This window comes from Archangium violaceum, from assembly GCF_016887565.1.
Taxonomy (GTDB): Bacteria; Myxococcota; Myxococcia; order Myxococcales; family Myxococcaceae; genus Archangium; species Archangium violaceum_B.
Genome location: NZ_CP069396.1, coordinates 1,180,502 through 1,205,868, shown reverse-complemented (window position 1 = coordinate 1,205,868; position 25,367 = coordinate 1,180,502). Strand labels below are relative to the sequence as shown.

Here is a 25,367-nt window from a genome sequence, read left to right as displayed (position 1 = left end):
CCTGCCTTAGAACGGCGCATCTCCGGTAGGCGGGGACTCCCGACTGTTCACAGCCCGTGCAGGCGAGCGAGAGATGGGACTGAACTCGGAGCCTCGCACCGTCGAGGTCATGTATAACGGCGTGCTCGGTTGACCGAGCAGTACACAAGGAGAGCCGACGGAGCGGTGCTCCGTCCGAAGGAATGATCAAGTACGATCCGCATCACTGGTGGCGGCACCTCCTCAACGTCCGCGGCGGTCTGCTCCAGGAGATCGTCGGGCGAATCGGAGTGTTCGCGCTCTGGGCCGCTGGGGTGACCTGGTACCACCTGAACGTCCACAAGATCGATGTACCGGCCACCGGTCACACCCTGGTCGGCACCGCGCTCAGCCTCCTGCTGGTGTTCCGCACCAACTCCTCCTACGACCGGTTCTGGGAGGGAAGGAAGCTGTGGGGAGGGATCGTCAACGAGACCCGCAACCTCCTGCGCGCGGCGGCGATGAACATCCCCTCGCTCGAGCTGCTGCGCCGGCTGGCGGCCTGGACGGCGGTGTACCCGTACGCGCTGACGCGAGTCCTCCGGGGCAGTGGCGAGCTCGGCCCCGCCGCGTCCCTGCTCCCTCCCACGGAGATCGCACGCGTGATGGCCTCGGGCAACGCCGGAGTCGCGGTGACGCTGCGCATGTCCGCGGTCCTCGCCGAGGCGAAACAGCGCGGGCTCATCTCCGACATCGTGCAGATGGAGATCGACCGCAACGTGCAGATGCTCGTCGGCTATCAGGGCGGGTGTGAGCGCATCGTCCGGACTCCGATGCCGTTCGCCTACATGCTCCACCTGCGACGGACGCTCATCCTCTTCATCCTCGGCCTGCCGTTCGCCCTCGTGGAGTCCTTCGGCTGGTCGACGGTGGCCGTCGTGGTCATCATCGCCTACACGTTCCTGGGCATCGAGGAGATCGGCGTGGAGATCGAAGACCCCTTCGGCACCGAGGACAACGACCTTCCGCTCGAGGACATCTCCGCGGCCATCGGCCGGACGCTCGATGAAGTGGTCCCCTGGATGAACCAGTCCATTGACAGTCCCGCGCTGAGCTATCCGGGAGCCTCGCTCACGAAGGGTCCCACGACGAAGGAGGAGGAGCCGCCCGCCTGAGTCAGCCGGGTTTCCGCTCACCGAGCAGATGCTCGGTGACGCGGAGGTCGACGCCATCGTGGACTACCTCAACGCGCTCCAGGAGACCCCGGGCCCGCTGTGAAGCGCAGGAGCTCGCCCAGACGCTCGATGCGGGCGTCCCCGTCCAGCCCGAGCCCCACGAAGCGCACGCCCGCCGCACCGGCCGCGCCCCGATCGAAGCGCGAGTCGCCCACCATGAGAGCCGACCCTGGCTCGACCCCCAGCCGGCCGAGCGCATACAGCACCAGGTCCGGCGCCGGCTTGGCGTTCACCACCAGGTCCGAGCACGCGAGCACCTCGAAGAAGTCGAGCAGGTGCGCGGCGCCCAGGAGCGCCCGGGCCAGCGGGGAGACGGAGTTGGTCACCACCGCGCGCCGCAGACCTCGCGCGGCCAGCGTCTCCAGCAGCTCGCGAGCGTCCGGGTTCACCCACACCTCACCGGCATAGCGGGGCAGGTGCTCCACGTAGAAGGCATCCAGCTCGGCGGGGGTGCAGTGCAGGCCGAAGACGCGCACGTCCTCGGCCGTGCCCTGCCCGAAGGTGGGCGCGAACTCCTCGCGCGTCACCGGACTGCCCCGGAAACGCCGTCCCGCGTCCTCCAACACCCGCAGCCACGCCTCCTCGCTGCGCACGAGGACGCCATCCATGTCGAACAGAACAGCGCTCGGTGTCATCTCAGGCCTGCGGCTCCTTGGCCTTCTTGCGCGCCTCGAGCTCCTTGCGGACCTCGTCCATGTCCAGCGCGCGCACCTTGCCGATGAGCTCCTCCAGCACCGGTCCGGGCAGCGCCCCGGCCTGCTCGAAGAGCAGGATGCCGTCGCGGAAGATCATCAACGTGGGGATGGAGCGGATCTGGAACATGCCGGACAGCTCCGGCTGCGCATCCGTGTCGATCTTCCCGAAGGTGATGTCCTGGTGCGCCTCGGAGGCCTTCTCGTAGACGGGAGCGAAGGCGCGGCACGGGCCGCACCACGTCGCCCACCAGTCGAGCATGACGATGCCCTGCTTGGACACCGTGGCCTCGAAGTTCTCCTTGCTGATTTCCTGCGTGGCCATGGCGTGCCTCCCTAACGGACCTGCAGCAGTTCCACTTCGAAGACGAGCGTGGAGTTGGGGGGAATCACGGGCGGAAAGCCGCGGGCGCCATAGCCCAGCTCCGGGGGAATGGTGAGCTTGCGCAGACCGCCCACCTTCATGCCCGCCACGCCCTGGTCCCAGCCCTGGATGACCTGACCCGCGCCGAGCCGGAAGGTGAAACCCTCGTTCCGGTCGCGGCTGCTGTCGAACTTCGAGCCGTTGGCGAGGGTGCCCACGTAGTGCACCGTCACCGTCTTGCCCGGGGTCGCCTCGGCGCCCGTGCCCACCTTCAGGTCTTCCGACTTCAAGCTCATGAGCTCTCTCCCTTGAAAGCCCCACATTAACGCGCCCGGTGTATGTGCGCTGCCTCTGGAGAGAAAAAAGCACGGCGCGGTGCCTGTTCGCCAAGACACCGCGCCGCCGGATTGTCATGCCACCATCACATCCGCTGCTCAGAAGGTACCGCCGATGTTGATGGTGCCGTTGTAGCTACCGGTGGAGGCGTCATCGTTGTCCACGCCCGGGGCGAAGTCATCGGCGATGAGGAAGTTGTAGTTGACGCGCGCGTCGGCGGTGAAGTCACCGATATGGGTGCGCAGACCCACGCCCACGGGGATGCGGGAGTTGGTGTCGTCGCGGAAGCCGAGCGACTCGCCGTTGCGGACGTTGTACCAGTTCAGACCGTAGCCGCCGAGCACGTAGGGCTGCACGGGAGCCGCGGTCAGGCCGAGGGTGACGGCCGCCTGGGCACCGTTGCGCACGATGTCCGGACCGGAGCCGCCCACGTCGGTATCCAGGTTGTTCACCGCGCCGCTGTAGCCAACCTCGAGGCCGAGCACCTTGCTGGGCCTGAGGGACGCCGCCACGCCCACGGACGCGCCGGGGTTGATCTCCGGAGCGAGCCCGCCGGTGTAGCCCTCGACGCCGGCGCCGACGGTCACCGTCAGGCCGCGCATGTCGCCCTTCTCCTGGCCCTTGTCCTTCTTCTCCTCGTAGCCGGAGCCGCCGAAGGCCGAGTCGTCCGAGATGGGAGGCACCACGCCGACCTGCGAGTCGTAGTCACGCTGGAGCGAGGACTGCTCGTCGCCCTGAAGGCCGACGCCGCTGCCACCGGTGGCCTGCTGCTGCACCGGAGTGCAGAAGAGGGTCATGCCACCCTGGCCCTGCATGGGCATGCCGGGCTTGGCCTGATGCGGGCTCTGACCGGCCTGGCCCGAGCCGCCGTAGACGTCCTGACCGGAGAGGTCGGAGCCCACGTCACCGGCACCACCCACGCCCTGGTCCTGCATGCTGCTATCGGGGGGAGGAGCGACGTCCTCCTGCTCGAGGATGAGGGTATCGCCCGCATTGGGGTCCGCCAGACCGGAGCCGCCGATGTTGTCGGGGGATTGCTGAGTGTCGTTTTGCTTCGCGTCGTCGCTTACATCCTGGGCCCAGGCAGCGTTGCCGTAGATGAGCGCCGTCACGAGTCCCGCCAGAATCTTCACTTTCATCCGAACCTCCAATACGTCGGGTGGCTGACGGGAAGTTCGTTACCGGGAACACATCCGGCAAGGACCGGGTCCACTCCCAGACAGAGTCGGGACCCCGGCCGAGGAGTACCCAGGCGAGCGAGGCGGGTGCACCGGCTCGGGGGGTTGACCCATGAGGAGAGGGAACTGGCCGCGCGGGAAAGCTACAGCGTCAGCCCTTCGTCCAATCGCTGCTCGTCACCACGGGCAGTTGCAGCGCGCGCTCGCGATCCAGGTCCAGGTTGCCGATGTGCAGGGACAGCGGGGCCTGCACCCACTTGTAGATGGACTGGAGGAAGAGCCGGGTGAACTTCTCCACGTAGCCCTTCAGCCTCGTGCTCTCCACCTCGGGGAACATGGCCTCCAGCGCGACCTGCATCTCCGCGGGCACCAGCTTCTCCCCCGCGAAGAGATAGAAGCAGGCATCCAGGATGGGGAAGGGCATCAGCTCCTCCTCGCCCACCTGGTTGTGCGCCAGCTCCGGCCCCGCCGGCTTGGCCAGCACCCTGCGGATACCCTCGTAGTTCGTCTGCTCCAGCAGGTAGTCCAGCAGGTACATGACGACCGTCTTGGGCACGTTGGCGATGACGGCCAGCGCGCCCATGAGGTCTCCGCCCGTGGTGGTGTAGCCCACCGCGCGCTCGCTCATGTTGCCCGTCTGCAGGAACAGGCCCCCACTCGAGTTGGACCAGTTCCACATACGCTGGGCGCGCAGGCGGGCCTGGATGTTCTGCTCGGTGATGGGCGTCACCTCGGACCCCGCGAGCATGGTGCGAGCAATCCCCAGCTCGCGCTCGAAGGCCTCCTCGATGGGAACCACCTGGAAGGGCACTCCCAGCTCGCGAGCGATGGTCTCCGCCGCGTCGCGCGTGGCATCGCTCGAGTAGCGGCTGGGCATGTAGAAGGCGCGCAGCAGGCTGCCCGGGTTCTCCGGCCGCACGCGCCTGGCGTAGCGGTGGGCGATGAGCAGCGTGAGCAGCGAGTCGCGCCCACCCGAGAGCGCGATGCCGATGACCTTGAAGGCGCGCGTCTTCTCGAAATAGTCGCCGATGCCCAGGGCGAGCGCGTCGAGGATGTCCTCGCACAGCGCCTCGCGGGCGGTGCGGCGCTTGTCGGGAGCGGGGAGGAAGAAGCTGCGGTGCGCGGGCACCGGATAGCGCAGCCTCTCACGCCGGCTGGTGAAGGCCGCCGTGCAGTCGATGGTGGGCACCAGCTTGCCACCCTCGCGCAGCCACGACTCGCGGTCGCTGCGCCACGTGGTGTTCTCCGCGCGCAGGCGCAGCGTGCGGTCCAGGTCCACCACGGCCGCCGCGAAGCCCTCCTGGAAGCGGGGCTCCTCCGCCACGGGCTTGCCGTTCTGGTTGATGAAGCCACCGCCGTCGAAAATGATGCCGTCGTTGCTGCCCAGCGCGTTGGAGTAGGCGATGGTGCACTGGTGGTCCGACGCGCGCGTGGCGAGCAGCTCGCGCCGCGTGTCCCCGTGGCCCACGCGGAAGGGCGAGGCGGACAGGTTCACCACCAGCTCCGCGCCCGAGTACGTGCGCCGGCGCAGGGGCGCCTCCGGGCTCCAGATGTCCTCGCAGACTTCGGGAGCGATGAGGCCGAAGTCGAAGCGGAAGATGTAGTCCCCGAAGGGGAGGCCCCGGTACTCCTCGCGCATGCCGGGCATGCCGCGGGAGAAGGTGCGCCCCTCGTAGAAGATGTTGTAGGTGGGCAGCTTCTCCTTGGGCACCAGGCCGAGAATCTTCCCGCCGGCCACGAGCGCGGCGCAGTTGTAGCGCAGCCCCTGGTGCGTCACCGCCACGCCCACCAGGAACACGGTGGGCAGCGAGGCCGTCTCGCGCGCGAAGCGCTCCAGCTCGGGCCACTGACGCTCGACGAAGCCCTGCCACTGCACCAGGTCCTCGGGCGGATAGCCCCCGATGAGCTGCTCCTGGAAGACGCCCACGGTGACGTCATCGGCGGCCATCCGGCGCGCCAGGTCGAGCGCCTTGTCCACGTTGCGCCCGAAGGCGCCCACGGTGGTGTTGACGCTGGCGAGCCCAATCTTCACGAGCCGCATGAAAAACTCTCCTCCCCGTCGAGTGGGGCCGGCCGGCACGGAGCCGGTAGGTGGATGTGGCGCGCTAGCAGACGCCCGGGAAGGGCGGCACGCAAGGCCTAGTTCATGGGCCCCACGGGCTTCACCGGGCTGAGGCGGGCGATGAGCTCTCCCACGTCGTCCAGCACCGCCTCCAGCCGCTTCCTCACGTCCAGCTCGCACAGCAACTGCTGGCGCCGCTCCGGCTCCGGGACGACGGCGGCGGCCACCACGTCCGCCAGCGCGCCTCCCTGGGCCCGGGCCACCACCGGCAGCAGGTTCTCCGCGAAGGAGGCGGGCACCCGGCCGGCCAGCTCGAAGACCGCCTGGCGGAGCCTCTCCTCCTCGGGCCCCTGGTAGGCGGGGTCGGGCAGCAGTTGCACACGCACCTGCCGGTACAGCTCCTCGGACGTCAGCTCCCCGAGGAGGCGGGCACGGCTCACCCCCTGCAGGAGGATGTTGTAGCGCCCGTCCTCCAACTCCTCGTGCCAGATGATGAGCCCGGCGCACATCATCGGCTGCATGGGCGGCCGCTCGCCGTACTGGCTCTCCCAGCCGGGCTCCAGCTGGGCGAGCGCCATCACCTTGTCCCCGGCCAGTGCGTCACGGACGAGGGCCCGGTAGCGGGGCTCGAAGATGTGGAGGGGAAGCGCCGCATGCGGAAAGAGGACCGCGGAGGGCAGTGGGAAGACCTTCAGCGCCTGGGTGGTGCGCTCGATGCGTTCGAGGGCCGTCGTCATGAGGGAAACACCGTAGCCCGGTAATAGCGGCCGGGCGAAGGCGGCGCATCCCCCAGCCGCCAGACAGGCGTCCGCCCGGGGACGCGAGGCTGGTAAAGTCCCCACATTCCGCTAGGGTGCGCGCCGCCATGTCCGACTCCGCCCCCGTGGCCGCACCTCCGGCAAAGCTCTCCTGGTACCGTCGGCTCTACCTGCGCGTGGAGGCCCTGTCCTCCACGAAGCACGCCCTGGCCGCCATGCTGCTGGTCTCCGTGGTGGACGGCTCGGTGTTCCCCATTCCGCCCTTCGCCCTGCTGGTGCCCATGGTGCTCGCCCAGCCGCACAAGTGGTGGCGGTACGCGCTGATGGGCACGGCGGCCAGCCTCGTCGGCGGCTTCATCGGGTACTACCTGGGCGTGCTGCTGCACCAGGGCGCGGTGAGCTTCCTGCAGATCGACCTGGACATGCGCATCCAGCGCTTCGGCATCGACGCCACGCTGGGCCAGCTGCTCGGGCAGAACTTCTGGGTGCTGGCGCTGCTGTGCTCGGTGCTGCCCACCCCCTTCAAGGTGGTGGCCATCGGCAGCGGCATGGTGGGCGTGCCCCTGGACCGCTTCTTCCTGGCCGCGGTGCTGGGACGCTCGGTGCGCTTCTTCCTGGTGTCGGGCGTGATGCGCTTCTTCGGGCCCACCGCCCGCAAGTGGCTGCGCGTCTGAGCCCCGCCTCCGGAGCGCCTCAGGCCTGCAGGGTGGTGGCCAGCGCCTCGTCGATGGTGGCCAGCAGCTCCTCGGGCCGCACCGGCTTCTCGAGGATGCGGTTGCGCACCGAGCGCACGAAGTCGCGCGTGGCCTGGGTGTAGGCCCCTCCGGAGATGAAGACGAGCCGCTCGGCCAGCTCCGGCGCGTGCGCGCGCAGGTTCGAGTAGACGTCCATCCCCGTCGTCCCCGGCATCTGCAGGTCACACAGCACCAGGTCGAAGCGCTGGCCCTCGCGCACCCACGCCAGGGCCTCGGCGCCGCGCGTGGTGACGACCACGTCGTGCGAGGGCTCGATGAGCATGCGCATGGACTGGGCCAGGCGCGGCTCGTCGTCGATGATGAGGATGCGTCGGCGCGGCGGCGCCACGCTGGCCGCGGAGGCCTCGGGCTCGGGGGCTTCCTGGAACCCGGCGTCCTGCGCAGCGGGCAGCAGGACGGTGAAGACGGTGCCCTGCCCCTCCTCGCTGCGCACCCGCAGCTCGCCGCCGTGGGACTGGACGATCTGCTGGCAGATGGCGAGCCCCAATCCCGTGCCCTCCCCGCTCGGCTTGGTGGTGAAGAACGGGTCGAAGATGCGTGCCTGCACGGAGGGGGACATGCCACAGCCCGTGTCCGACACCTCCACCAGGGCGCGGCCCGAGTCGTCGCGGCCGGTGCGCACGCGCACCTCGTGACGCTCCGGGCTGCCCTCGGGGATGGCCTGCAGCGCGTTGACGAGCAGGTTGAGCATCACCTGCCCCAGCCGCGACTCGCTCCCCATCACCCTCGGCGGATTACCGAACTCCTCCACCAGGCGCGCCCGCGGGCGCACCGCGTGCGCGGCCATGCGCAGCGCGGGAACCACCACCGCATTGACGTCCAGCATCGCCCGATCCTCCCCTTCCTGTCGGCTGAACACCTTCAGGTCCCGCACGATGACGCGGATGCGCTCGGCCCCCTCGCGGGCCGCATCCAACCGGGCCCGCGCCTCGGCGAGCCCCGTGGGACCCTGCTCCAGACTCTGCGCCACGCCCTCCAGGTTCAGCACCAGGTAGGCGAGCGGATTGTTGATTTCATGTCCCACGCCCGCCGCCAGCGTGCCCACGGCGGCGATGCGCTCGGCGGAGATGAGCTTCGCCTGGAGCTGCCGCTGCGCGGTGACATCGCGGTGGGTGGCCACGAAGTACGTCACCTGGCCCCGTGCGTTGCGCACCGGCGACACCAGCACCTCGCTCTGCACGCGAGAGCCATCCTTGTGCGCCATCACCACCTCGCCGCGGAAACAGGAGCCCTCGCGCACCGCCTTCACCAGGCGCTGGTGCTCCTCCGTCTCCGCCCCGCCCATGAGCAGCCCCCGAGGTGAGCGGCCCACCAACTCCTCCAGCCCGAAGCCCACCATGTCGCAAAAAGACTCGTTGGCGTACACCACGCGCAGCCCTCCGTCCGGGAGCAGCTGGTGGATGAGAACCCCGTCGCGCACGCCGCTCACGGCCCTGGCCAGCAGCTCCAATTGAGCATGGGCCTTGCCTTGCTCGGCGCGGGCCGCCGCCAGCAGCAAGCCGGTGAAGGAGGTGACGGCCAGGAAGAGCTGCAGCTCCAGCAGATCCACCGTCGTCCCGTCCGCCTTCGAGTAGAACGGCCCGTGACCCGAGACGGTCCCCCAGATGGAGATGCCCGCGGTGAGGAGGATGGAGACCACCGCGCCCCGCACCCCGAAGCGCAGGGCCGCCCAGACCCCCAGCGGGAAGAGGAGGAACACCTGCGCATAGGCCAGGGGCGCCACCGCGTCGCCGCGGAACGACCACAGGCCCACTCCGACGATGAGGGCCGCCAGCCCCAGGGCCTCCCACCAGCGAGGCTCCGGGCGAGGCTGGGCGAGCACCAGCACCGCCGACCCCACCACCAGCGCCCCCATGACATTGCCCAGCCACCACACCCACGCCGTGATGCCGACCTCGCTCCAGGACGCCCTCCCACTCAGCACGAGGCTCAGGGACCCCGCCGACACGCTGGCCAGCGTGCACGTGACCGCCACGGCGGTGAACACCAGCACGTCCTGGGTACGAGCCAGCGCGGAGGAGAAGCCGAGCCGCCTGAGCATCAGCACCCCCAGCACCGCCTCCAGCGTGTTGCCGACCCCGATGACCAGCGCCACGGCCGGGGACCCGGAGGCGAACAGCAGGTTGGCCAGGGAGGCCGCCACGAAGATGGCCGGCCAGCGCGACACACCCAGCAGGAACAGGCCCGCCAGCGACACCCCGGTGGCCGGCCAGATGGGGCTCGCGGTGCCAGCGATGGTGGCTTCCAACAGGCCCAGCCGGGCGGCGACGAAGTACACGGCCGCCAGCGCGAGCATCTCGGCGAGAACCCGCATGCCGGATGCGGACGAGCGGTCGAGGTGCTGTGATGGCGACTGGATGGCGGTTCCCCCCGAACGCTCGCCGTGCAGCAGGTGGCGATTGACGCGGCATGCTACCCCGACCGGGGGATGAGGGAAACGTCACTCCCGCTCGCCTGTACGTCCACCCAACACATGAGCGAGCGCGGTTTCACTCTCCGTCCTACGCCTGCAATGGACCGGCACGCTCTCCGTAGGGAAGAGCAAGGAGGTCATCGAGACCACAATGTCCCGCCCTGGTATCGCCGCCGTCCTGTCGTTCTTCATCCCCGGACTGGGTCAGATCTACAACGGGGACATCCTCCGAGGTCTCTTCTGGCTCATCATCACGCCGGGCTTCTGGTTGGGCACCGGCGGATGCCTCGGTTGGGTGTGTCACCTCATCTCCGCGGCCACGGCACACAACCGCGCCGAGGACAAGGAGAAGGGAGTGCGCGTCAGGGTCGTGTAGCGGCGCGATGCGCGCCGAGCAGGGCCTGGAGCAGCTCGTCCGCCGTCCGGGCGAGCACCCGGGCCCCGTGGGACTGGAGCTCCTCCACGTCGCGGAAGCCCCAGGTGACGCCCACGCCGTACATGCCGGCGGCCCGCGCGGTGTCCATATCCACCGCCGTGTCGCCGACGAAGGCGCAGTCCCCGGGCTCCACGCCCAGCTCTGCGGCAATGCCGAGCGCGGACGTGGGGTCCGGCTTGCGCGGCACGCCGGCCCGCTCGCCGTAGATGGCCCCGAAGGGCACGTCCGGCAGCAGGGCCTCCACCAGCCGGCGGGTGGACGCGTCCGGCTTGTTGCTCAGCACCGCCAGCTTCACCCCCTCGCCCACCAGCCGATCGAGCACCTCGCGCACCCCGGGAAAGGGACGGGTGTGGTCCATCATGTGCTCGGCGTAGAAGGCGCGGTAGGTGGCCAGCACCGGCTCGCGCAGGTGCGCGTGCTCCGGGGCAACGGCCCGGGACACCAGCACCTGGACGCCCTCGCCCACGAAGTGGCGGTAGTCGGAGAGCGGGTGGACGGGCAGGCCCTGGGTGGTGAGCGCGTGGTTCATCGCCGCGCCGATGTCGTGCAGCGAGTCCAGCAGCGTCCCATCCAGGTCGAAGAGCGCGGCGCGAGGAGGCATGCCCCTAGAAACACCAACGCCCCGGCCCGGACAAGTCCGAGGCGCGGGGCGTGGGCTCGAAGCAGGCCGCCCGTGTGAGGAGACCTACTCCGTCTTGGCGGCAGTGGGCTCGCCCGCCGAGGCGTCACCCTTCTGCAGGGTGGCGAAGTTGATGTTGTTGTAGCCGGCGCTGGCGCAGCTGAACATCACCCGCTTGATGATGGAGAACTCCACGTCCTTGTGGGCCTGGATGTTCACGTCACCCTTGAAGGCGTTGGTGTTGCCCTCGGCCATGGCGTGGAGGTCCTCGAACTGCTTCTTCATGTCCCGGAGCTTCTCCTCCAGCGCGGGGATGTTGAGGTACTCCTCCTTCACCAGGTCCTGCACCCGGCCGACGACGTTGCCGGAGATGGAGACTTCCTCTCCGGACACCATCACCACCGGGTTCATCTCCACCTCCTTGACGTTGGTCGCCTCGGGGAGCTGGATGTCCTTGGTCATCATCAGCACCTCGCCCGTCGCCGAGAAGTTGGCGATGAGGAAGAGCACGATGATGACGAACATGTCGACCAGCGGGGTGATGAGCACGTCCGCGTTGCCGCCGTGCTTGCCGTGGGCCGCGCCGTGGCCGAACACCTTGGAGTGCTGCAGCCGCTTGCCGTAGCGCTTACCGGGAGCCTTGATGGCCATGAGTCTCTACCTTCCCTAGCCCATGATGGCGGACACCGAGACCTGGGGCAGGCCGGCGCCGATGCACTGGTCGATGATGCGCACCAGGTCCTCGTAACGGACCTTGTCCTCGGTCTGCAGCGTGATGGCTGACTGATCCGGGAACTGCGCCTTGAGCTCCTTGAACCGGGCCAACAGCGGCGCCAGGTCCAACTTGCCGTTGGCACCGCGCTTGGCCTCGATGGGCGGGAACTCGCTCTGGTCCGCCGCCAACCGCAACTCGGTGGGCGTGACGAAGAGCGTGAGCTGGACCGTCTTGGTCTGCTCCTCCTGTTTCTGTTCCTCGTCCGTGGCAGGGCCACCCGCCTGTGCCACCTGGAGACGGCCAATCTGGGTCCAGACGGCCGTCATGATGAGGAAGCTGATGGTCACCGCCATCAGGTCGATGAACGGGGTGAGGTTGATGGCAACGTCGAGCGACTTCTTGCCTTTACCTCCCCCGAGGTCCATTCCGCCGGCCATGGAACTCTCCTTCCGCCCGCGATCGTACGACGTTCAATGAAGAAGGGCGCGCGTCACACACTCCGACAACGCGCCCGGATTCAGGTTCCCAGGTAGGAGGAGGAACTACTCCTCCACCTCGCGGGAGGACGCCGAGACGGTGGCGTTCTTGAACTTGTCGCGGTTGTTGACGATGAGGTTGAGCACCGCGACGCTCGTCTCGTTGATGTCGTTGACGAGCGCGGTGGCGCGGCCGGAGAGGATGGAGAAGGCGATAACCGCCGGGATGGCCGTGAGCAGACCGAAGCCGGTGCAGTTCATGGCTTCGGAAATACCGTTGGCGAGAATGGTCGCCTTGTCGGCCGGGTTCACGTTGGCCACCGCCTCGAAGCAGGCGATCAGACCGGACACCGTCCCGAGCAGACCCGCGAGCATCGCCGCGTTGCCGAGCATGGCGAGGTAGCCGGTGCGGGCCTCGATCTTCGGAGTCTCGCGGAGGCTGGCCTCGTCGAGGGCGGCCTGGACCTCCTCCTCGCCCTTGGGAACGTTCATCAGGCCGGCCTTGATGACCTGGGTGAGCGGCGTCTGCTTCTGGCCGGCCACGTAGTTGATGGCCTTGTCCAGGTCACCGGCGTAGATGTGCTTCTTGAGGCCGCGCAGGAACGCGTCCTTGTTGATGGATGCCTTGCCGAACAACATGATGCCGCGCTCGATCATGATGGCCAGCGCGAACACGAGGCAGGTGGCGATGGGGTACATACCCCACTGGCCCGCCTCCCAGCGCTTGGCGATCTCCTCGAACAAAGTGCGCTCGGCACCGCCGGCGTTGGCGAGGACGGTCAGATTCGTCAGAAACCCCAGGTTCATCGCTTATGGCCTCCAGAGAGGGGCGGGCCCGTCATGGCGGGCCTTGTACCACCCCAGACAGTTCCCCGTGCGGACACCCACACGGTTCCCTGGCTCGGGAATGGCATTAATGGACGCCGGACTTTAGGAACGCACCTCCTGGAGTGTCAAGGCACGCCCAGTGCTCTTAGTTGCTGAAATCCCATGAGAATTTTGCGATCAGACACCGACAGGTAGGCCGGTCTGGTGTCGGACGTACACGGTGCGTCACGCCTCTCTGCCTGCTTGACGGCACCCGGGGCTGGGGCTAATGGCGGCCGCCATATGGCCAGAAAGCGGATCGGCGAGCTGCTCCTGGAGCGGGGGGCGATCACTCCGGCCCAGCTCGAGGCCGCGCTCCAGGCACAGCAACACTCGCGCCAACGGCTGGGCGTCGCGCTGGTGTCCCTGGGGGCGATCACCGAGAAGACCCTCGCGCACGCGCTGAGCGAAGCACTGGGCGTGCCAGTGATGGATTTGATGGCCCGCCAGCCGGACTGGAGCGCCATCCACCTTCTGCGCCCGCGCTTCTGCGAGCAGCACGACCTGTTCCCCGTGGCCCTGGAGACGGTGGGCGGGCGCCGGCTGCTGGTGGTGGCCATGGCCGACCCGCTCGACTCCACGGCGATTCAGGAGATGGAGTTCACCACCGGGTTGAAGGTGAGCCCCCGGGTGGCCCCGCTGTCCGCCGTGCGCGGCGCCATCCAGCGCTACTACCACCGGGCCGCCCAGGGCACCGCGGCGGCCGCTCCGGCCTCCACGGCGGCCTCGGAGGCCGTTCCCGAGGCGCTCGAGGACGACGTCGAGGAGATCATCGTCGGCGAGGAGCTGCCCCCCGGAGAGAACACCCGCCGCGTGTCGCTCGAGCAGCTCATCCAGGAGCGGGAGCAGCAGCGGAAGCTCAAGCGGGGTCAGGCCAGGCCCGCCTCGGTGAAGCGGGCCGGGGACATCAGCGCCGAGCTGGACTCGCTGTTCGGCGAGGTCGTGCCCGCCGCGCCCGAGCCGTTGGACCCCGTGGAGGAGCTGGAGCGCAAGTTCTGGGCCCTCATGCGCATCATGGCTCGCAAGGGACTCCTCACGAAGGAGGAGTTCACCCGCGAGCTGGATGACGAGAGCTGATCCGGGCAGGTTCGCAACCCGGGGAATGACATACCCTCACCCCGACCCTCTCCCAGAGGGAGAGGGAGGGAGGGAGGAGTTGGCGGGGTTGGGGCTCAGTCTGGGATTGGCAGGCGCACCGTGAAGGTCGTTCCCTGCCCCAGCTCGCTCTCCACGCTCAGCTTTCCACCGTGCTTCTCCACGATGCGCTGCACGATGGACAGTCCCAGCCCCGTCCCCTTCCCCTCCGTCTTCGTCGTGTAGAAGGGCTCGAAGATTCGCGACAGGTTCTCCGGCGAGATGCCGCTCCCCGTGTCCTTCACACAGACCACCGCCTCGCGCCCCTCCTGCCTCGTCCGCAGCGAGACCTTCCCGCCCGGCTGCATCGCGTGACACGCGTTGGTGATGAGGTTCACGAACACCTGTTCCAGGTTCGCCGGCACCGCCGATAGCAGCGGCAACTCCCCGTAGTCGCGCTCCACCTTCACCTTCGACTGCGTCACCACGTGCTCGCAGTACCCCACCGCCCTGTCCAACACCGTGTGCAGCTGCACCCGCTCCGGCTTGTCCTTCGCCGGCCTCGCGTATGACGTCAGGTCCCTCGTGAAGCGCAGGATGCGCTGCCCGCTCTCCATGATCTTCTTCAGCTTGTCCGTGTCCGACGCGCCCGAGCTCCCCATCATCATCGCCCGCTGCAACAGCGACTCCGCGTACGCCACCACCGCCGTCATCGGGTTGTTGATTTCATGCGCCACGCTCGCCGCCAACTGCCCCATCGACGCCAGCTTCTCCGCCTGGATGACCCGCTGCTCCAGCTGCGCCACCACCGTCACGTCCTGCCCGATCGCCATCACCCCCTCCACCTCCCCCTGTGACGTCAGCGTCGAGGACGTGGCGAACGAGGCCCGCGCCTCCCCCGTCTTCGTGCGCAGCCGCAGCTCGAAGTTGGGCACCGACTCGCCTCGCAGCACCGCCGCCATCAGCGACGCCAACCGCAGGTGCTCGTCCTCCGGCACCAGCGTGAAGACGTCCTTCCCCAGCACCTCCTCCTTGCTGAAGCCCGTCAGCCGGCTGACCGCCTGGTTGAAGACGACCACCTTCTTGTCCCGGTTCGCCACCAGGATGAGCGCGTTCGCCTTCTCCAGCAGCTCCTCCAGGTACTTGCGCACGAACGTCAGCTCGTCGATGAGCTTCGCGTTCTTCACCGCCACCGCCACCTGGTTGGCCAGCTGCACCAGCACCCGCTCGTCCTGCAGCAGGTCTCCCTCCTCCTTCAGCGTGGCCGGATACTCCAGGTTGATGGCGCCGTAGAGCTGCCCGCTGGCCACCAGCGGCGCGCTCACCCCGCCCGTGCTCCCCTCGAAGAGCAGCGGCACCCGCGCCCCCACCACCACCCGGCCCCCAGCGGGAATGGACTCCTGTGACAGGTGCATCTTCTCCACCGCGCTGCGCTTGAGCACCAGCGGCTCGCGAGAGCCCTCCTTCAGCCTCCCCTCCGCGTACAGGCTCGTCAGCCCGCCCGTCCTCGCGTCGATGATGCGGATGCAGAAGGTGCGCCCGGGGAACAGCTCCTTCACCCCTCGCGCCACCGCCGCCACCAGCTCCTCCTCGCTGCCCGCCTCCGCCACGCTGCGCCCCAGGTCCAACAACACGCCCTCGGTGCGCGCCTGCTCCAGCAGCGCCTGCTCCACCACCACCAGCTGACCCCTCATCAGCTCCGACTCGCGCCGCCCCACCAGCGACACCCACTCCCCACGCCTCACCAGCTCCACCACCACCACGCCCCCGGGCGGCAACGCCACATCCACCACGCACGAGGCCCCGTCCTCGGGCACCCGCGCCCCCGCCACCGACTCCATCATCTGCTCCACCGTCGCCCCGTGCTCGAAACAGAAGCGCGCGAAGGCCGCGTTGAGCGCCCTCGGCCTCAGTCCCAGGTCGCACAGCGCCGCGGGCAACTCCACCGCTTCGAAGAAGGCTCGGAAGGCTTCGGCGGATGGGCCCCCCGGCACGCGGGAGTCACTCGTCATGAGAGCTGGCTTTGTCCAGGTCCAGGATCTGCTGCGAGCCCATGTACGCCTTCGTCTCGTAGCGCGTGATGCGGCCAATCTTCCGGACGATCTCCGCCATGCGCTCGGCCTCGCGGTAGATGATGTCCACCGGCTTGTAGGAGGTGTCCTCCTCCTTCAGCCTGCGCTTGAGCAGCTCGGCGTACCCCATCACCGAGGTGAGCGGCTGGTTGAGCTCGTGCGCCGCCGTGCCCGCCAGCGCCACGATGACGGCGTTCTTCTCGCTCTCCTCCAGCCGCGTCTCCACGTCCGACAGCTTGCGCTCCAGCTCCATCCGGTCGCGCAGGTCCGTGAAGATGCCCACGCTGGCCACCTCGCGGCCTCCCTCGTACACGATGGAGGCCGTCATGTTCACCGGCACCAGCTGCCCCGTGCGGTGGACGATGTCCTGCCTGCACACCGACAGCCGTCCGCGCCCACCGTAATCCGGGCTGCGCAGTTGGCTCATGATGCGCTGGGACACCCCCTCCGGGTACAGCTGGCTCACGTGCATGCCACTGAGCGCCTGCTGCGCGGTGTAGCCGCAGAGCGCCTCCGCCCCCTTGTTGAAGAGGATGATGCGGCCCTGCATGTCCGAGGCGACGATGGCGTCCACCGACGAGTCGATGAGCCGCTCCAGGAAGTCCTTGGTGTGGCTCAGCTCGTCGGCCAGCAGCCGCGCCTGCGTCACGTCGCGGAACGAGAGGATGATGGCCCGCCGCCCATCCTCCAGCGGGGCCGCGGAGAAGCTCAGCGTGAGGCGCCGCCCCTTCGGCGTGCGCACCATCAGGTCCACGTCCGAGCGGGACTCGCCTCGCCGGGCCGCCGTCACCAGCTCCATCAGCACCGACTCGTCCAACGGCTGGGTGACGTCCACCAGGTGGCGCCCATAGGCGGACTCGGAGGACGTCTCCAGGACGTTCTCTCCCGCCGGGTTGAGGCTGAGCACGCACGCCCGGTCATCGAGGATGGCCACGCCCTCGCGCACGTTGGCGAAGAAGAGGTGGTACGTCTCCAGCGAGGCCGCCTTCGCCTCGGCGGCGATGCGCGCCGACATCTCCCGCTCGGTCTGCCCGCGCACCGACTGCAACAGCGACGCGTTGCGCAGCGCCACCGCCGTGGCGTGTGCCACCGTCTTGAGGAATTCGATCTCGTCCGGTGCGAAGGTGCGCCGGTCCCCACCCGAGGCGCGCAGCAGCAGCACCCCCCGCACCTCTCCCCGAATCTGCAGCGGCAGCGCCGCCAGCGTGTGGATGCCCCGCGCCGCCACCTCGCTCTGCACCCCCTCCAGCAGGGGGTGGTGGGAGGCGTCCTCCACGATGACGGGCAGGCCCGTGCGCGCCGCCTCGCGGACCTCCGGGTAGCGCTCCAGCTCGATGCGCACGTCCGCCTGGCCGGGAGCGTCGCTGGCGGCCACCACACGGGCGGCCTCCCCGTCATGATCCAACATCACCAGCGCGGCGCGGCCGATGCCGAGCCTGTCCGCGAGCCTGCGGGTGACGTCGTGCAGCAGCCCCTCCACGTCCAGGCTCTCGGCGTAGTCCGCGGTGAGCTCGAGCAGGAGCGTCAGGTCCTCCTGCCGCCGCTGCTGCTCCTGCTGCTCCAGGTGGCGCTCGGCGACGCGCCGCAGCCGGTACGCGAGCTCATAAGGCTCGGCCCCGGCCGTCATCACCTCGGCGGGCCGCAGCGACTCCAGCACCGCGAAGGCCGCCTCGCCCGGCGCCACCAGCGCCACCAGGGACAGCTTCTCCCCCACGGGTGTGGCGAGCAGCGCCGACAGGGCCGCCCTCCCCTCCGGTACCGTCAGGTCCACCAGGCCGATGGTGGCCCGCTCCGGCGCCTCCACCACGCACAATCCTACCCGGGCCGCCGCGCGGACGAGCGGCTCGCGCGCGGCCGAAGCCGCGGGCACCAGGACAACACCCAGGGTTGAATCGTGGTGAGACACGCCCCGGACTCTACCCCGGGTCCCGCCTCAGGGGCAGTCAGACTCCCGCGCCCCCATGTCCGGTGCCGAACCGCAGTAGGCCTGCCCGAGGGACAGGCCCTCGTTCCGGGCGGCGGAAGCACTCCCCAGCCGGAAGTCCCCAGCCTCCGCGTCCTGGAAACCGGGCTCCTCCTCCACGGAGTGTGCGTCCCAGCGGGTGGCGCTCCGCCAGCCCACGAGGTCGGGGTACTTCCCGTCCACCCGGAAGGAGACGTGCCCCTGGGGGGAGAAGTAGAGGTTGCCGTCGAAGGAGACCCCGGACCGGGCCGAGCCGGCCCGGACCATGATGGCGCAGGCACCAAAAATGTTGTTGCGCGCCTCCACGTCCTGGCTGGGGCCGGAGTCGCCGTTGCCCAGGCCCAGGCAGTGGGTAGGCATGTTCCACACGGTGTTGTGGTGCACCTTCACGTTGACCGCGGTGTCAATGCGGATGCCGGTGCCCTCGTTGCCATCCGCGCCGTAGCCGTCGAGGACGAGGTTGCGCCGCAGGACGATGTGGGTGGGCGGCGAGCCCTGACGCACTCCGCCGATGTTGATGCCCCGACCATTGTCGCGCACCTCGTTCTCCTCGAGCGTGATGTCGCGCGCGGACAGGTGCACCACCACGCCCTCTCCCGCCGAGGAGGCGGAGCGGCGGTGGCCCCAGATGCGGTTGCCACGCAGGGTGACGCGCGTGCACGTCTTGATGTCCGCGCCGTTCTCCCGGTTCTCGTGCAGGTCGTTGTCCTCGACGAGCAGGTTGTCGAAGGGAGTGCCGGGCTCGGTGGCGCCGCCCTCGGGCCCCAGGCACTGCACCCCGTCCCCCGAGTTGTGGTGGATGTCGTTGCCACGGACGACCACGTTCCTCGAGTTGGTCTGCACGACGACTCCGTGGCTGTCGCCGGAGCGCTGGAAGTTGAAGATGGCGTTGTCCTCGATGAGGACGTCACTGGCCCGCTCGGCGACGTTGACGCCCGCGCCGCTGGTGCCGTTCTTCAACGTGCAGCCGCGCAGGATGCCGTGGTGCGCGCCCGCGCCCCGCCAGAAGGCGGCGAAGGAGTCCTCTCCCGCCACGTCGAGGGTGAGCCCCTCCACGCGCCAGTACGCGCGGCGTACGTCCAACAGCGTCGTGCCGCTGCCAGCGGGCTTGATGACGGGCTTCGCGCCGGGCGCGGCCTTCACCGTGAGATAGCGGCCGGGCGCGCCATCCCTCGAGTCCAGCCGCAATCGCTCCGTGTACGTGCCCGTCTTGAGGAAGACGGCCTCGCCCGGCTGGAGCAGCGAGAGCGCCTTGCTCACCGTGCGGAAGGGCGCGCGCTCCGTGCCCGCCGCGGTGTCGTTGCCGTTGGGCGCCACCCAGAGGATGCGGGAGAACTCGGGCGGCGGTGGAGGCGCGGGAGGTGGCGGAGACTGAGGGGACGGGCCCGGAGTGGGAGCAGTGGGCGTGGGGGATGGAGGCGACGTCGGCGGCTTCGCCGTCGGTTGCGGTGCGGTGGCGGACCCCTCGGAAACGGGGAGCTCGTCGCCGGAAGCAATCGACCCGCCCCGCTCACCACAGGCGAGGGCACCGATGAGGACAGCGGGAGGGACGACCGGCAGCAACCACCTGATGCGCATCCGCACTCCTTGTGTGAGCCGCGGTCCCTGGGGGAACCGCGAGGACGCGCGCCGGACACGACCCATCCGCTTTCCATTCCCCCTGCGCTCCCCCCAGGTCGCCCGCCCGTTCGTGGGCGGAGGAGGCAAGGCACGGAGTTCCGAGAACTTGTGGCCCCAACCAGAAGCCCACCTGATGATTGTCAGTTGGCTTCGGAATGACGACACCCGCTCACGCGTGCGGCGGACGTCGCACGGAGGCTCACAGAGGCCGACGCCTCGGGTTCACCCGGAGAAGCGCCGGACGGCTCGGGAGCGGGAGGCAGCAAACACGAACGCCCCGGCCGGGAGGGCCGAGGCGTCCGAGGAAACGGGGGTTCTCGAAGGGGAGGGGCCTACCAGCGGTTGCTGGCGACGTAGGCACCACGATGCGAGGGGACCCACACCCACTCCTGCACCGACTGGTTGTAGCCCTCCACCCAGCGCTGCTCGTAGTAACCGCCCTCGCACTTCACCCGGTCACGGCGCGGCTTGTACTTGCAGGTCTCCTCGACCCAGACCTTCTCGTAGTGACCCGGCACCCACTGCTGCACCGTCCGCAGCTCGTAGCGGCCCGAGTCGCGCGGCCCTCGCGAGCGCGGGGGCTGGGGAGGAGGCGGCGGCGCGGGGCGGTAGTCGCCGCCCGTGTGGCCGTACCGGACGGAGGTGCCCACCGGGGACGCATCGTGCTGACCACCGCGGAAATCATCGGCCCGCGCGGCGGCGGGAGCCAGGAGCAGGGCGGAAAGAGCCAGGGTGAAGAGTCCGTTCTGGAGCGTCATCGTCGTGTCCTCCGTCATCGTTCTTGCCTGCTTCGACGGAGGACCCCCGGGTTCATTCAACCCTCGGACAGGGCCGCCTACTTCTTCGCCGGCTCCGGCTTCTGCCCGCTCAAGCTCCGGTAGGCAATCGTCAGCCACATGTCCGGCTTGATGAAGGCATCGCCCCAGGTCTTGTACTTCTCGGGCATCCCCTCGGCCTTCACTTGGTCGATCGTCTTCCCCGCGGCGATCTTCCCCTTCACCAGCGACACCGTCTCGCGCAGCATCTCCGCGAAGGTCTCGAGCTGCTCACGCCCCGAGAGCGCACCGTGGCCCGGGATGATCTTCACCCCCGCGGGCAACGTCTGGAGCACGCGCTCCACGTTGCGCAGGTAGCCCTCCAGCGAGCCTCCGCTCTCCAGGTCGATGAAGGGGTACTTGTCCACGGTGAACTGGTCCCCCATGTGCAGCACGTTGGAGCCGGTGAAGTACACCATGCTGTCGCCATCCGTGTGGCCCGAGGGCAGGTGCGTCACCTGGATCTCCTCGCCATTGAAGAAGATGGAGAGCCCCTGGTCGTAGGTGATGACCGGCAGCGCCTCCTTGGGCGCGGGGGGAATCTTCATCCCGAGCGTCGCGCTCTCGAGACCGTTGATCAGCCGCGTGCGCACGTGCGAGTGCGCCACGATGCGGCCCTCGTGACCGAACTCCGCGTTGCTGCCCGTGTGGTCGAAATGCCAGTGCGTGTTGAGCACGTACTCCAGCGACGCCTTGGCGCCCTTGCCCTGGCTCTTGGCCAGCTTGCTGAACGCCGCGCGAATCTTCGGCACCAGCGGCGCGAACTGGTCATCCACGATGAGCACTCCATCCGGGCCCACGGAGACGCCGATGTTGCCCCCCGCGCCCTCGAGCATGTGCACGTTGCCCGCCACCGGGATGGACTTCACCTGCACCTTCGAAAAATCTTGCGGCTGGGCCAGCGCCAGGCCGGGCAGCAGCAGCGCGGAGAGGAAGACCTTCTTCATGTTGGGGAACTCCGTTCGAATCGAGACGCATCCACCATAACCACGTCACGGAAAACTTGTGGGACTCAGGTGACATGGCACCTTCCGGACCATGTCCGAGCTCCGTGCCTTCCCGCGTCATTCCCATCGGCTCGTCGTCCGGCTGCGGGGGATGCTGCCCGTGCGCACCCACGACGTGTCCGACGGCGGCTTCCAGGCGGACATGCTCCAACCCCTGCACCGGGGGAGCACCGTGCGGGGCTCGCTCACCCTGGACGGCGAGGAGCTCCCCTTCGAGGGCGAGGTCGTGTGGATCAGGGTGGAGGGAGGCGGCCCCACCGTGCGCGGCCGTTACGGCGTGCGCTTCACCTCCGGAGCCGAGGGCTTCCGCCAGCGCTTCCAGACGTGGCGGCGTCGACAGGGCCACAGGATGGTGCGCTGGTTCACGTAACCGGCACGCGAGCCGTCTAGGCTGCGCCCCCTTTCCTGAACCACGAAGGGGTGTGCACATGACGGAGCAGGCGAAGCTGACCTCGGCCGATGGAACGGAACTTCCGGGCTACCTGACGCGGGCCCAGGGCGGCACGAATCGCGGAGCGGTGGTCGTCATCCACGAGTGGTGGGGCCTCACGGAGCAGCTACGCGGCGTGGCGGACCGCTTGGCGCGCGAGGGCTTCACCGTGTTCGCACCAGACCTCTACCGGGGCCGGGTGACGAAGGACGCGGCCGAGGCCGAGAAGCTGATGGGCGCGATGGACCGCCGGCAGGCCGTGCAGGACATCTCGCGCGCCGTGGAGGCGCTGCGGCGGCACGCGCCGGGCACGAAGGTGGCGGTGCTGGGCTTCTGCATGGGCGGAGCGCTCACGCTGGCGGCCGCGGCCCATGACGGACAAGTCGCCGCCGCCGTGCCCTTCTACGGGATTCCTCCCGAGGAGGCGGCGGACGTGACGAAGATCCGCTGCCCGGTGCTGGGGCACTACGCGAACATCGATGACTGGTGCTCCCCGGACCGGGTGGACGCGCTGGAGAAGAAGCTGAAGGGCGCGGGCGTGCCGGCGGAGATTCACCGCTACGACGCGGGCCACGCCTTCTTCAACGAGAAGCGGCCCGAGGTGTACTCGCCCCAGAACGCCGAGCTCGCGTGGAAGCGCACGGTGGAGTTCCTCCGCGCGAAGCTCGGCTGAGCCGAGGGAACTGGCCGGGCGGGGACAGCGGGGCCCTCGCCCGGCCCGGGTCACACGGGATTACGGGCACACCCGGGTGGCCGCCGGGCTGATGACGGCAGCCCCGGAGATGGCGCAGGACGACGTCCATCCAGCGCGCAGCCGGATGACACCCGCGGCGCCACCACCGCCGCCACCGCCGCCATTATCGTTACCTTGATTTCCACCGGAAGAGCCCGAAGTAGGAGCAGCCCCCAACGCTCCACCCGAGCCACCGTCGCCCCCTGCCGGTGACGTACTCGCGCCCGGCGAGGCCGCGGCCGCCTGGGTGGTCGAGCCATCCGAACCATCCACGCCCGCGTTGTGGGCCTCGAACCCGCCCTCGCCACCGGCTCCTCCGTTGGCCGTCAGACGGGCCAGGTCGAGAACCTGCAACGACTTACCCTCCAGCAGAATCCCGCCACCACTGCCTCCGCCTCCACCTCCACCTCCGCCGTTGCTGTCCTGACCGCCTCCCTTGCCGCCCCCTCCACTGACGGACACGGTGCCATCCACGCTCAGCAGGCTCGCCACGGAGATCTGCACGGCGCCACCTCCCGCTCCACCCGCTCCCGCCAAGGTGTCTCCCCCCGCGCCACCCGGACAACCACCGATCAGCGGCACCAGCGTGCTCGTCAGCAAGGAGCCAGCCGCCCCCGCGGTTCCACCGCCATCCCCCGCACCACCACCCGCGCCCGCGGTCGCGAAGCCACCACCACCCCCTCCACCGCGGCCCTCAATGCTGCCCGAACCATTTCCGCCAACCCGAGCACCACACGTCGCGGCGTTCCCTCCCGCACCTGGGTCTGTCTTGGTGGCATTCGCCAGGATGGAGCCATGGATGTAGGCCTGGTCGTAGATGGCGAAAATGACGGGCCGGGTGCCCTGCACGGTCACCATCACGCCATAATCGATATCGAGGCGCTTCATGTAGAGGACCAGAACCTCTGGTCCACCTCCAGACGGCGTGAGGGTCTTGGCCAGCGCAGTCACGGGAGGCGTCGCGCAAGTCCCCGTCGGTGTGAAGACGAAGGGGCCCGAGCCCGAGGTATTGAGTGTGACGTTACACGACACACGAACCTCCTTGAGCTCCGTCACCTCCGTGGCCGTGAGCGCATCCGGGTCGAAGTTGCTGGGTGCATACGGGAAGAGGCTGCACTTTCCTTCGGTGCTCGGCACGCACGTGCCCGGCTGACCCGTGGTCGTGTTCCAGGTGCAAGCCGCCCCGTTCTTCGAGGCGTCCGCTACGTAGAGGCAGCCACCATTGCCCGAGCAGGCATTGCCCGGCATCTGGCACGCGTTGGGCGGCGCGCAGGTGTAATCAGTGCCGGCGCATCCACCGGCCCCATTGCACCGGTCATCCTTGGAGCAGGGCTGGCCGTCATCACAGGTCGTCGTGGTGGGCTTGGGCGGGTAGTTACACGTCCCCGAGGAGGGATCGCAGGTGCCCGTGTTCTCGTAGCACTGGCCCGTCGGCGTGTTGCACGTCTTGTTGGCCGAACCCACGCATGACCCGTTGCCGTTGCACTTGTCGACGAGCGTGCAGGCATTCCCGTCATTGCAATCCACCGTCGTGGGCTTGGCGGGGTAGGAACACTCGCCTGTCGTGTTGTTGCAGGTACCCGTGTTCTCGTAGCACTGGCCCGTCGGCGTGTTGCACGTCTTGTTGGCCGAACCCACGCATGACCCGCTGCCGTTGCACTTGTCGACGAGCGTGCAGGCATTCCCGTCATTGCAATCCGCCGTCGTGGGCTTGGGGGCATAGCCGCACGTTCCCGAAGAGGGATTACAGGTGCCCGTACTCTCGTAGCACTGACCCGTCGGGCTGTTGCACACCTTGGCCGTGCCCGCGCACATCCCGCTGCCGTTGCACTTGTCCGAATCGGTGCACTTGTTGCCGTCGTCGCAGGTCGCCGTCGCGGGCTTGGGAGGGTATTCGCACGCGCCCGACGCGGGATTGCAGGTGCCCGTGTTCTCGCGGCACTGGTCCGTCGGGCCGTTGCACGTCTTCTGTGTGCCCGCACACGTTCCCTGCGCGCTGCACCTGTCGCTGGTGGTGCACGCGTTTCCGTCATCACAGCTCAGGGTGCTGTCGACTTTATAGGAACACTTTCCCCCGCCGCAGACCGCCGCGCCGTGACACTGCGGCGGGGTGTTGCACGCGCTTTCGCAGCAGACCCCTGCCACACAGAAGCCCGAGCCACAGTCCGCAGTGCCCGCACAGCTCGAACCGTTGCAGTCCGACTTCCCGTCACAGTTGAAGTCGACATTGAGGACTCCCGACCCATCGCATACGGCCTGAGCACCGGGGTACACGTTGGCCTTGCCGTCGTTGCAGTCCGTACCGTTGATGGCCTTGTCTTCCAGCGAGGTGGCGGGATGGCGGTCCTGGTCCGCGTCCTGGGCCTTGAGCACGATTCCCGCTGGAACGGCGCCCTTCTCGGGCAGCGCCACCGCCGCGGCGAGGCGGCGCGTCTCGATGGCCTGCCCCTCACACTTCTCCGTGGAGTAGGAGGACACCTCGATCTGGAGCTGCTCGCTCCACCCCCTCTCGCGATACACCGCGAGGACCAGTGTCCGGTCTTCAGCGTGCCTGGTCAGCGTTTCCGAGTCGATCAGCTCGGAACTCTTGAGGTTCTCCGCCGTGGCATCCAGGGCGGTCACCCGGATACATGCAGGGACATACCCCGCCGGCTTCGGATACGTGATGGTGAGCGCGACCGCACTCTCCTTCACCTTGTTCGAACAAGCGGCCAGCAGGACGAGGCAAACGAATACCCATGCGCGACGCATGGGCCGATAGATTACCCCAGCTCCAGGCCAACGTCGCG

At 68.7% G+C, this 25,367-nt stretch carries 23 protein-coding genes; 6 read left to right on the top strand and 17 right to left on the bottom strand.

Translation table 11 applies throughout. The annotated features are described in order from the left end of the window. The first annotated feature begins 182 nt into the window (after positions 1 to 182). Complete coding sequence (locus JRI60_RS05150; RefSeq protein WP_204224750.1) at positions 183 to 1,133, top strand: bestrophin family protein; 951 nt, start codon at positions 183 to 185, stop codon at positions 1,131 to 1,133. Positions 1,134 to 1,201: 68 nt separating this feature from the next. On the opposite strand, the gene JRI60_RS05145 is transcribed toward JRI60_RS05150, so the two are convergent. From JRI60_RS05145 to JRI60_RS05120, 6 genes are all read right to left on the bottom strand, one after another. After that, the gene (locus JRI60_RS05145) at positions 1,202 to 1,828 is read right to left on the bottom strand and encodes an HAD family hydrolase (protein ID WP_239470358.1); all 627 of its coding nucleotides are present in this window, start codon (positions 1,826 to 1,828) and stop codon (positions 1,202 to 1,204) included. A gap of 1 nt (position 1,829) precedes the next feature. Beyond that, the gene (gene trxA / locus JRI60_RS05140; RefSeq protein ID WP_204224749.1) at positions 1,830 to 2,210 is read right to left on the bottom strand and encodes a thioredoxin; all 381 of its coding nucleotides are present in this window, start codon (positions 2,208 to 2,210) and stop codon (positions 1,830 to 1,832) included. Between the two features lie 11 nt (positions 2,211 to 2,221). Then, positions 2,222 to 2,545 (bottom strand): FKBP-type peptidyl-prolyl cis-trans isomerase, encoded by a 324-nt coding sequence (locus JRI60_RS05135; RefSeq protein ID WP_204224748.1) that lies wholly within the window; start codon positions 2,543 to 2,545, stop codon positions 2,222 to 2,224. 138 nt (positions 2,546 to 2,683) lie between these two features. Then, positions 2,684 to 3,724, bottom strand: a complete 1,041-nt coding sequence (locus JRI60_RS05130; protein WP_204224747.1) for a hypothetical protein — start codon at positions 3,722 to 3,724, stop codon at positions 2,684 to 2,686. Between the two features lie 190 nt (positions 3,725 to 3,914). Next, positions 3,915 to 5,804 (bottom strand): NAD(+) synthase, encoded by a 1,890-nt coding sequence (gene nadE, locus JRI60_RS05125; protein WP_204224746.1) that lies wholly within the window; start codon positions 5,802 to 5,804, stop codon positions 3,915 to 3,917. A 98-nt stretch (positions 5,805 to 5,902) separates the two neighbouring features. After that, the gene (locus JRI60_RS05120; RefSeq protein ID WP_204224745.1) at positions 5,903 to 6,562 is read right to left on the bottom strand and encodes an LON peptidase substrate-binding domain-containing protein; all 660 of its coding nucleotides are present in this window, start codon (positions 6,560 to 6,562) and stop codon (positions 5,903 to 5,905) included. 128 nt (positions 6,563 to 6,690) lie between these two features. On the opposite strand from JRI60_RS05120, the gene JRI60_RS05115 reads away from it, so the two are divergent. Beyond that, the gene (locus JRI60_RS05115) at positions 6,691 to 7,257 is read left to right on the top strand and encodes a YqaA family protein (RefSeq protein ID WP_204224744.1); all 567 of its coding nucleotides are present in this window, start codon (positions 6,691 to 6,693) and stop codon (positions 7,255 to 7,257) included. A gap of 19 nt (positions 7,258 to 7,276) precedes the next feature. Here JRI60_RS05115 and JRI60_RS05110 read toward each other — a convergent pair whose 3' ends face one another. Then, positions 7,277 to 9,652 carry an MASE1 domain-containing protein gene (locus JRI60_RS05110; protein ID WP_204224743.1) on the bottom strand — a complete coding sequence of 792 codons (2,376 nt, stop codon included), beginning with the start codon at positions 9,650 to 9,652 and terminating at the stop codon, positions 7,277 to 7,279. A 250-nt stretch (positions 9,653 to 9,902) separates the two neighbouring features. Here JRI60_RS05110 and JRI60_RS05105 point away from each other — a divergent pair, with 250 nt between their 5' ends. Then, positions 9,903 to 10,127 carry a hypothetical protein gene (locus JRI60_RS05105; protein ID WP_204224742.1) on the top strand — a complete coding sequence of 75 codons (225 nt, stop codon included), beginning with the start codon at positions 9,903 to 9,905 and terminating at the stop codon, positions 10,125 to 10,127. Here the strand turns inward: JRI60_RS05105 and JRI60_RS05100 are convergent. The 4 genes from JRI60_RS05100 to JRI60_RS05085 form a co-directional block, all read right to left on the bottom strand. Continuing rightward, entirely contained in the window at positions 10,114 to 10,788 is a 675-nt protein-coding gene (locus JRI60_RS05100; RefSeq protein ID WP_204224741.1) for an HAD family hydrolase, read from the bottom strand. The genes JRI60_RS05105 and JRI60_RS05100 overlap by 14 nt on opposite strands. 84 nt (positions 10,789 to 10,872) lie before the next feature. Then, positions 10,873 to 11,457 (bottom strand): ExbD/TolR family protein, encoded by a 585-nt coding sequence (locus tag JRI60_RS05095; protein ID WP_204224740.1) that lies wholly within the window; start codon positions 11,455 to 11,457, stop codon positions 10,873 to 10,875. A 15-nt stretch (positions 11,458 to 11,472) separates the two neighbouring features. Further along, positions 11,473 to 11,958 carry an ExbD/TolR family protein gene (locus tag JRI60_RS05090; protein WP_204224739.1) on the bottom strand — a complete coding sequence of 162 codons (486 nt, stop codon included), beginning with the start codon at positions 11,956 to 11,958 and terminating at the stop codon, positions 11,473 to 11,475. A 105-nt stretch (positions 11,959 to 12,063) separates the two neighbouring features. Then, entirely contained in the window at positions 12,064 to 12,804 is a 741-nt protein-coding gene (locus JRI60_RS05085) for a MotA/TolQ/ExbB proton channel family protein (RefSeq protein WP_204224738.1), read from the bottom strand. Between the two features lie 303 nt (positions 12,805 to 13,107). On the opposite strand from JRI60_RS05085, the gene JRI60_RS05080 reads away from it, so the two are divergent. Further along, the gene (locus tag JRI60_RS05080) at positions 13,108 to 13,941 is read left to right on the top strand and encodes a general secretion pathway protein GspE (protein ID WP_204224737.1); all 834 of its coding nucleotides are present in this window, start codon (positions 13,108 to 13,110) and stop codon (positions 13,939 to 13,941) included. Between the two features lie 95 nt (positions 13,942 to 14,036). Here the strand turns inward: JRI60_RS05080 and JRI60_RS05075 are convergent, their stop codons facing one another. The 5 genes from JRI60_RS05075 to JRI60_RS05055 form a co-directional block, all read right to left on the bottom strand. Next, a complete protein-coding gene (locus JRI60_RS05075) occupies positions 14,037 to 15,950 on the bottom strand; it encodes a GAF domain-containing sensor histidine kinase (protein WP_204224736.1) in 1,914 nt (637 codons plus the stop codon). Beyond that, the gene (locus JRI60_RS05070; RefSeq protein ID WP_204224735.1) at positions 15,940 to 17,916 is read right to left on the bottom strand and encodes a PAS domain S-box protein; all 1,977 of its coding nucleotides are present in this window, start codon (positions 17,914 to 17,916) and stop codon (positions 15,940 to 15,942) included. The genes JRI60_RS05075 and JRI60_RS05070 overlap by 11 nt, the downstream gene beginning before the upstream one ends. A gap of 27 nt (positions 17,917 to 17,943) precedes the next feature. Next, a complete protein-coding gene (locus JRI60_RS05065) occupies positions 17,944 to 19,551 on the bottom strand; it encodes a right-handed parallel beta-helix repeat-containing protein (protein ID WP_204224734.1) in 1,608 nt (535 codons plus the stop codon). A gap of 374 nt (positions 19,552 to 19,925) precedes the next feature. Further along, positions 19,926 to 20,351 carry a hypothetical protein gene (locus JRI60_RS05060; RefSeq protein ID WP_239470357.1) on the bottom strand — a complete coding sequence of 142 codons (426 nt, stop codon included), beginning with the start codon at positions 20,349 to 20,351 and terminating at the stop codon, positions 19,926 to 19,928. A gap of 77 nt (positions 20,352 to 20,428) precedes the next feature. Beyond that, positions 20,429 to 21,355, bottom strand: coding sequence for an MBL fold metallo-hydrolase (locus JRI60_RS05055; protein WP_204224732.1), 927 nt, complete (start codon positions 21,353 to 21,355; stop codon positions 20,429 to 20,431). Between the two features lie 91 nt (positions 21,356 to 21,446). On the opposite strand from JRI60_RS05055, the gene JRI60_RS05050 reads away from it, so the two are divergent. Next, positions 21,447 to 21,785, top strand: a complete 339-nt coding sequence (locus JRI60_RS05050) for a PilZ domain-containing protein (protein WP_204224731.1) — start codon at positions 21,447 to 21,449, stop codon at positions 21,783 to 21,785. A gap of 58 nt (positions 21,786 to 21,843) precedes the next feature. After that, positions 21,844 to 22,518, top strand: coding sequence for a dienelactone hydrolase family protein (locus JRI60_RS05045; protein ID WP_204224730.1), 675 nt, complete (start codon positions 21,844 to 21,846; stop codon positions 22,516 to 22,518). 60 nt (positions 22,519 to 22,578) lie between these two features. On the opposite strand, the gene JRI60_RS54355 is transcribed toward JRI60_RS05045, so the two are convergent. Then, positions 22,579 to 25,329: a putative metal-binding motif-containing protein gene (locus JRI60_RS54355; RefSeq protein WP_204224729.1), complete on the bottom strand. Its 2,751-nt coding sequence runs from the start codon at positions 25,327 to 25,329 to the stop codon at positions 22,579 to 22,581. Positions 25,330 to 25,367 lie beyond the last annotated feature (38 nt).

Excerpts from the sequence above, each read along its gene's own strand:
- JRI60_RS05120 (WP_204224745.1), bottom strand. The coding sequence starts at position 6,562 with ATGACGACGGCCCTCGAACGCATCGAGCGCACCACCCAGGCGCTGAAG.
- JRI60_RS05145 (WP_239470358.1), bottom strand. The coding sequence starts at position 1,828 with ATGACACCGAGCGCTGTTCTGTTCGACATGGATGGCGTCCTCGTGCGC.
- JRI60_RS05105 (WP_204224742.1), top strand. The coding sequence starts at position 9,903 with ATGTCCCGCCCTGGTATCGCCGCCGTCCTGTCGTTCTTCATCCCCGGA.
- JRI60_RS05150 (WP_204224750.1), top strand. The coding sequence starts at position 183 with ATGATCAAGTACGATCCGCATCACTGGTGGCGGCACCTCCTCAACGTC.
- JRI60_RS05045 (WP_204224730.1), top strand. The coding sequence starts at position 21,844 with ATGACGGAGCAGGCGAAGCTGACCTCGGCCGATGGAACGGAACTTCCG.
- JRI60_RS05130 (WP_204224747.1), bottom strand. The coding sequence starts at position 3,724 with ATGAAAGTGAAGATTCTGGCGGGACTCGTGACGGCGCTCATCTACGGC.
- JRI60_RS05085 (WP_204224738.1), bottom strand. The coding sequence starts at position 12,804 with ATGAACCTGGGGTTTCTGACGAATCTGACCGTCCTCGCCAACGCCGGC.
- JRI60_RS05100 (WP_204224741.1), bottom strand. The coding sequence starts at position 10,788 with ATGCCTCCTCGCGCCGCGCTCTTCGACCTGGATGGGACGCTGCTGGAC.
- JRI60_RS05065 (WP_204224734.1), bottom strand. The coding sequence starts at position 19,551 with ATGCGCATCAGGTGGTTGCTGCCGGTCGTCCCTCCCGCTGTCCTCATC.
- JRI60_RS05090 (WP_204224739.1), bottom strand. The coding sequence starts at position 11,958 with ATGGCCGGCGGAATGGACCTCGGGGGAGGTAAAGGCAAGAAGTCGCTC.
- JRI60_RS05095 (WP_204224740.1), bottom strand. The coding sequence starts at position 11,457 with ATGGCCATCAAGGCTCCCGGTAAGCGCTACGGCAAGCGGCTGCAGCAC.
- trxA (WP_204224749.1), bottom strand. The coding sequence starts at position 2,210 with ATGGCCACGCAGGAAATCAGCAAGGAGAACTTCGAGGCCACGGTGTCC.
- JRI60_RS05110 (WP_204224743.1), bottom strand. The coding sequence starts at position 9,652 with ATGCGGGTTCTCGCCGAGATGCTCGCGCTGGCGGCCGTGTACTTCGTC.
- JRI60_RS05055 (WP_204224732.1), bottom strand. The coding sequence starts at position 21,355 with ATGAAGAAGGTCTTCCTCTCCGCGCTGCTGCTGCCCGGCCTGGCGCTG.
- JRI60_RS05080 (WP_204224737.1), top strand. The coding sequence starts at position 13,108 with ATGGCCAGAAAGCGGATCGGCGAGCTGCTCCTGGAGCGGGGGGCGATC.
- JRI60_RS05135 (WP_204224748.1), bottom strand. The coding sequence starts at position 2,545 with ATGAGCTTGAAGTCGGAAGACCTGAAGGTGGGCACGGGCGCCGAGGCG.
- JRI60_RS54355 (WP_204224729.1), bottom strand. The coding sequence starts at position 25,329 with ATGCGTCGCGCATGGGTATTCGTTTGCCTCGTCCTGCTGGCCGCTTGT.
- nadE (WP_204224746.1), bottom strand. The coding sequence starts at position 5,804 with ATGCGGCTCGTGAAGATTGGGCTCGCCAGCGTCAACACCACCGTGGGC.
- JRI60_RS05115 (WP_204224744.1), top strand. The coding sequence starts at position 6,691 with ATGTCCGACTCCGCCCCCGTGGCCGCACCTCCGGCAAAGCTCTCCTGG.
- JRI60_RS05075 (WP_204224736.1), bottom strand. The coding sequence starts at position 15,950 with ATGACGAGTGACTCCCGCGTGCCGGGGGGCCCATCCGCCGAAGCCTTC.
- JRI60_RS05050 (WP_204224731.1), top strand. The coding sequence starts at position 21,447 with ATGTCCGAGCTCCGTGCCTTCCCGCGTCATTCCCATCGGCTCGTCGTC.
- JRI60_RS05060 (WP_239470357.1), bottom strand. The coding sequence starts at position 20,351 with ATGACGCTCCAGAACGGACTCTTCACCCTGGCTCTTTCCGCCCTGCTC.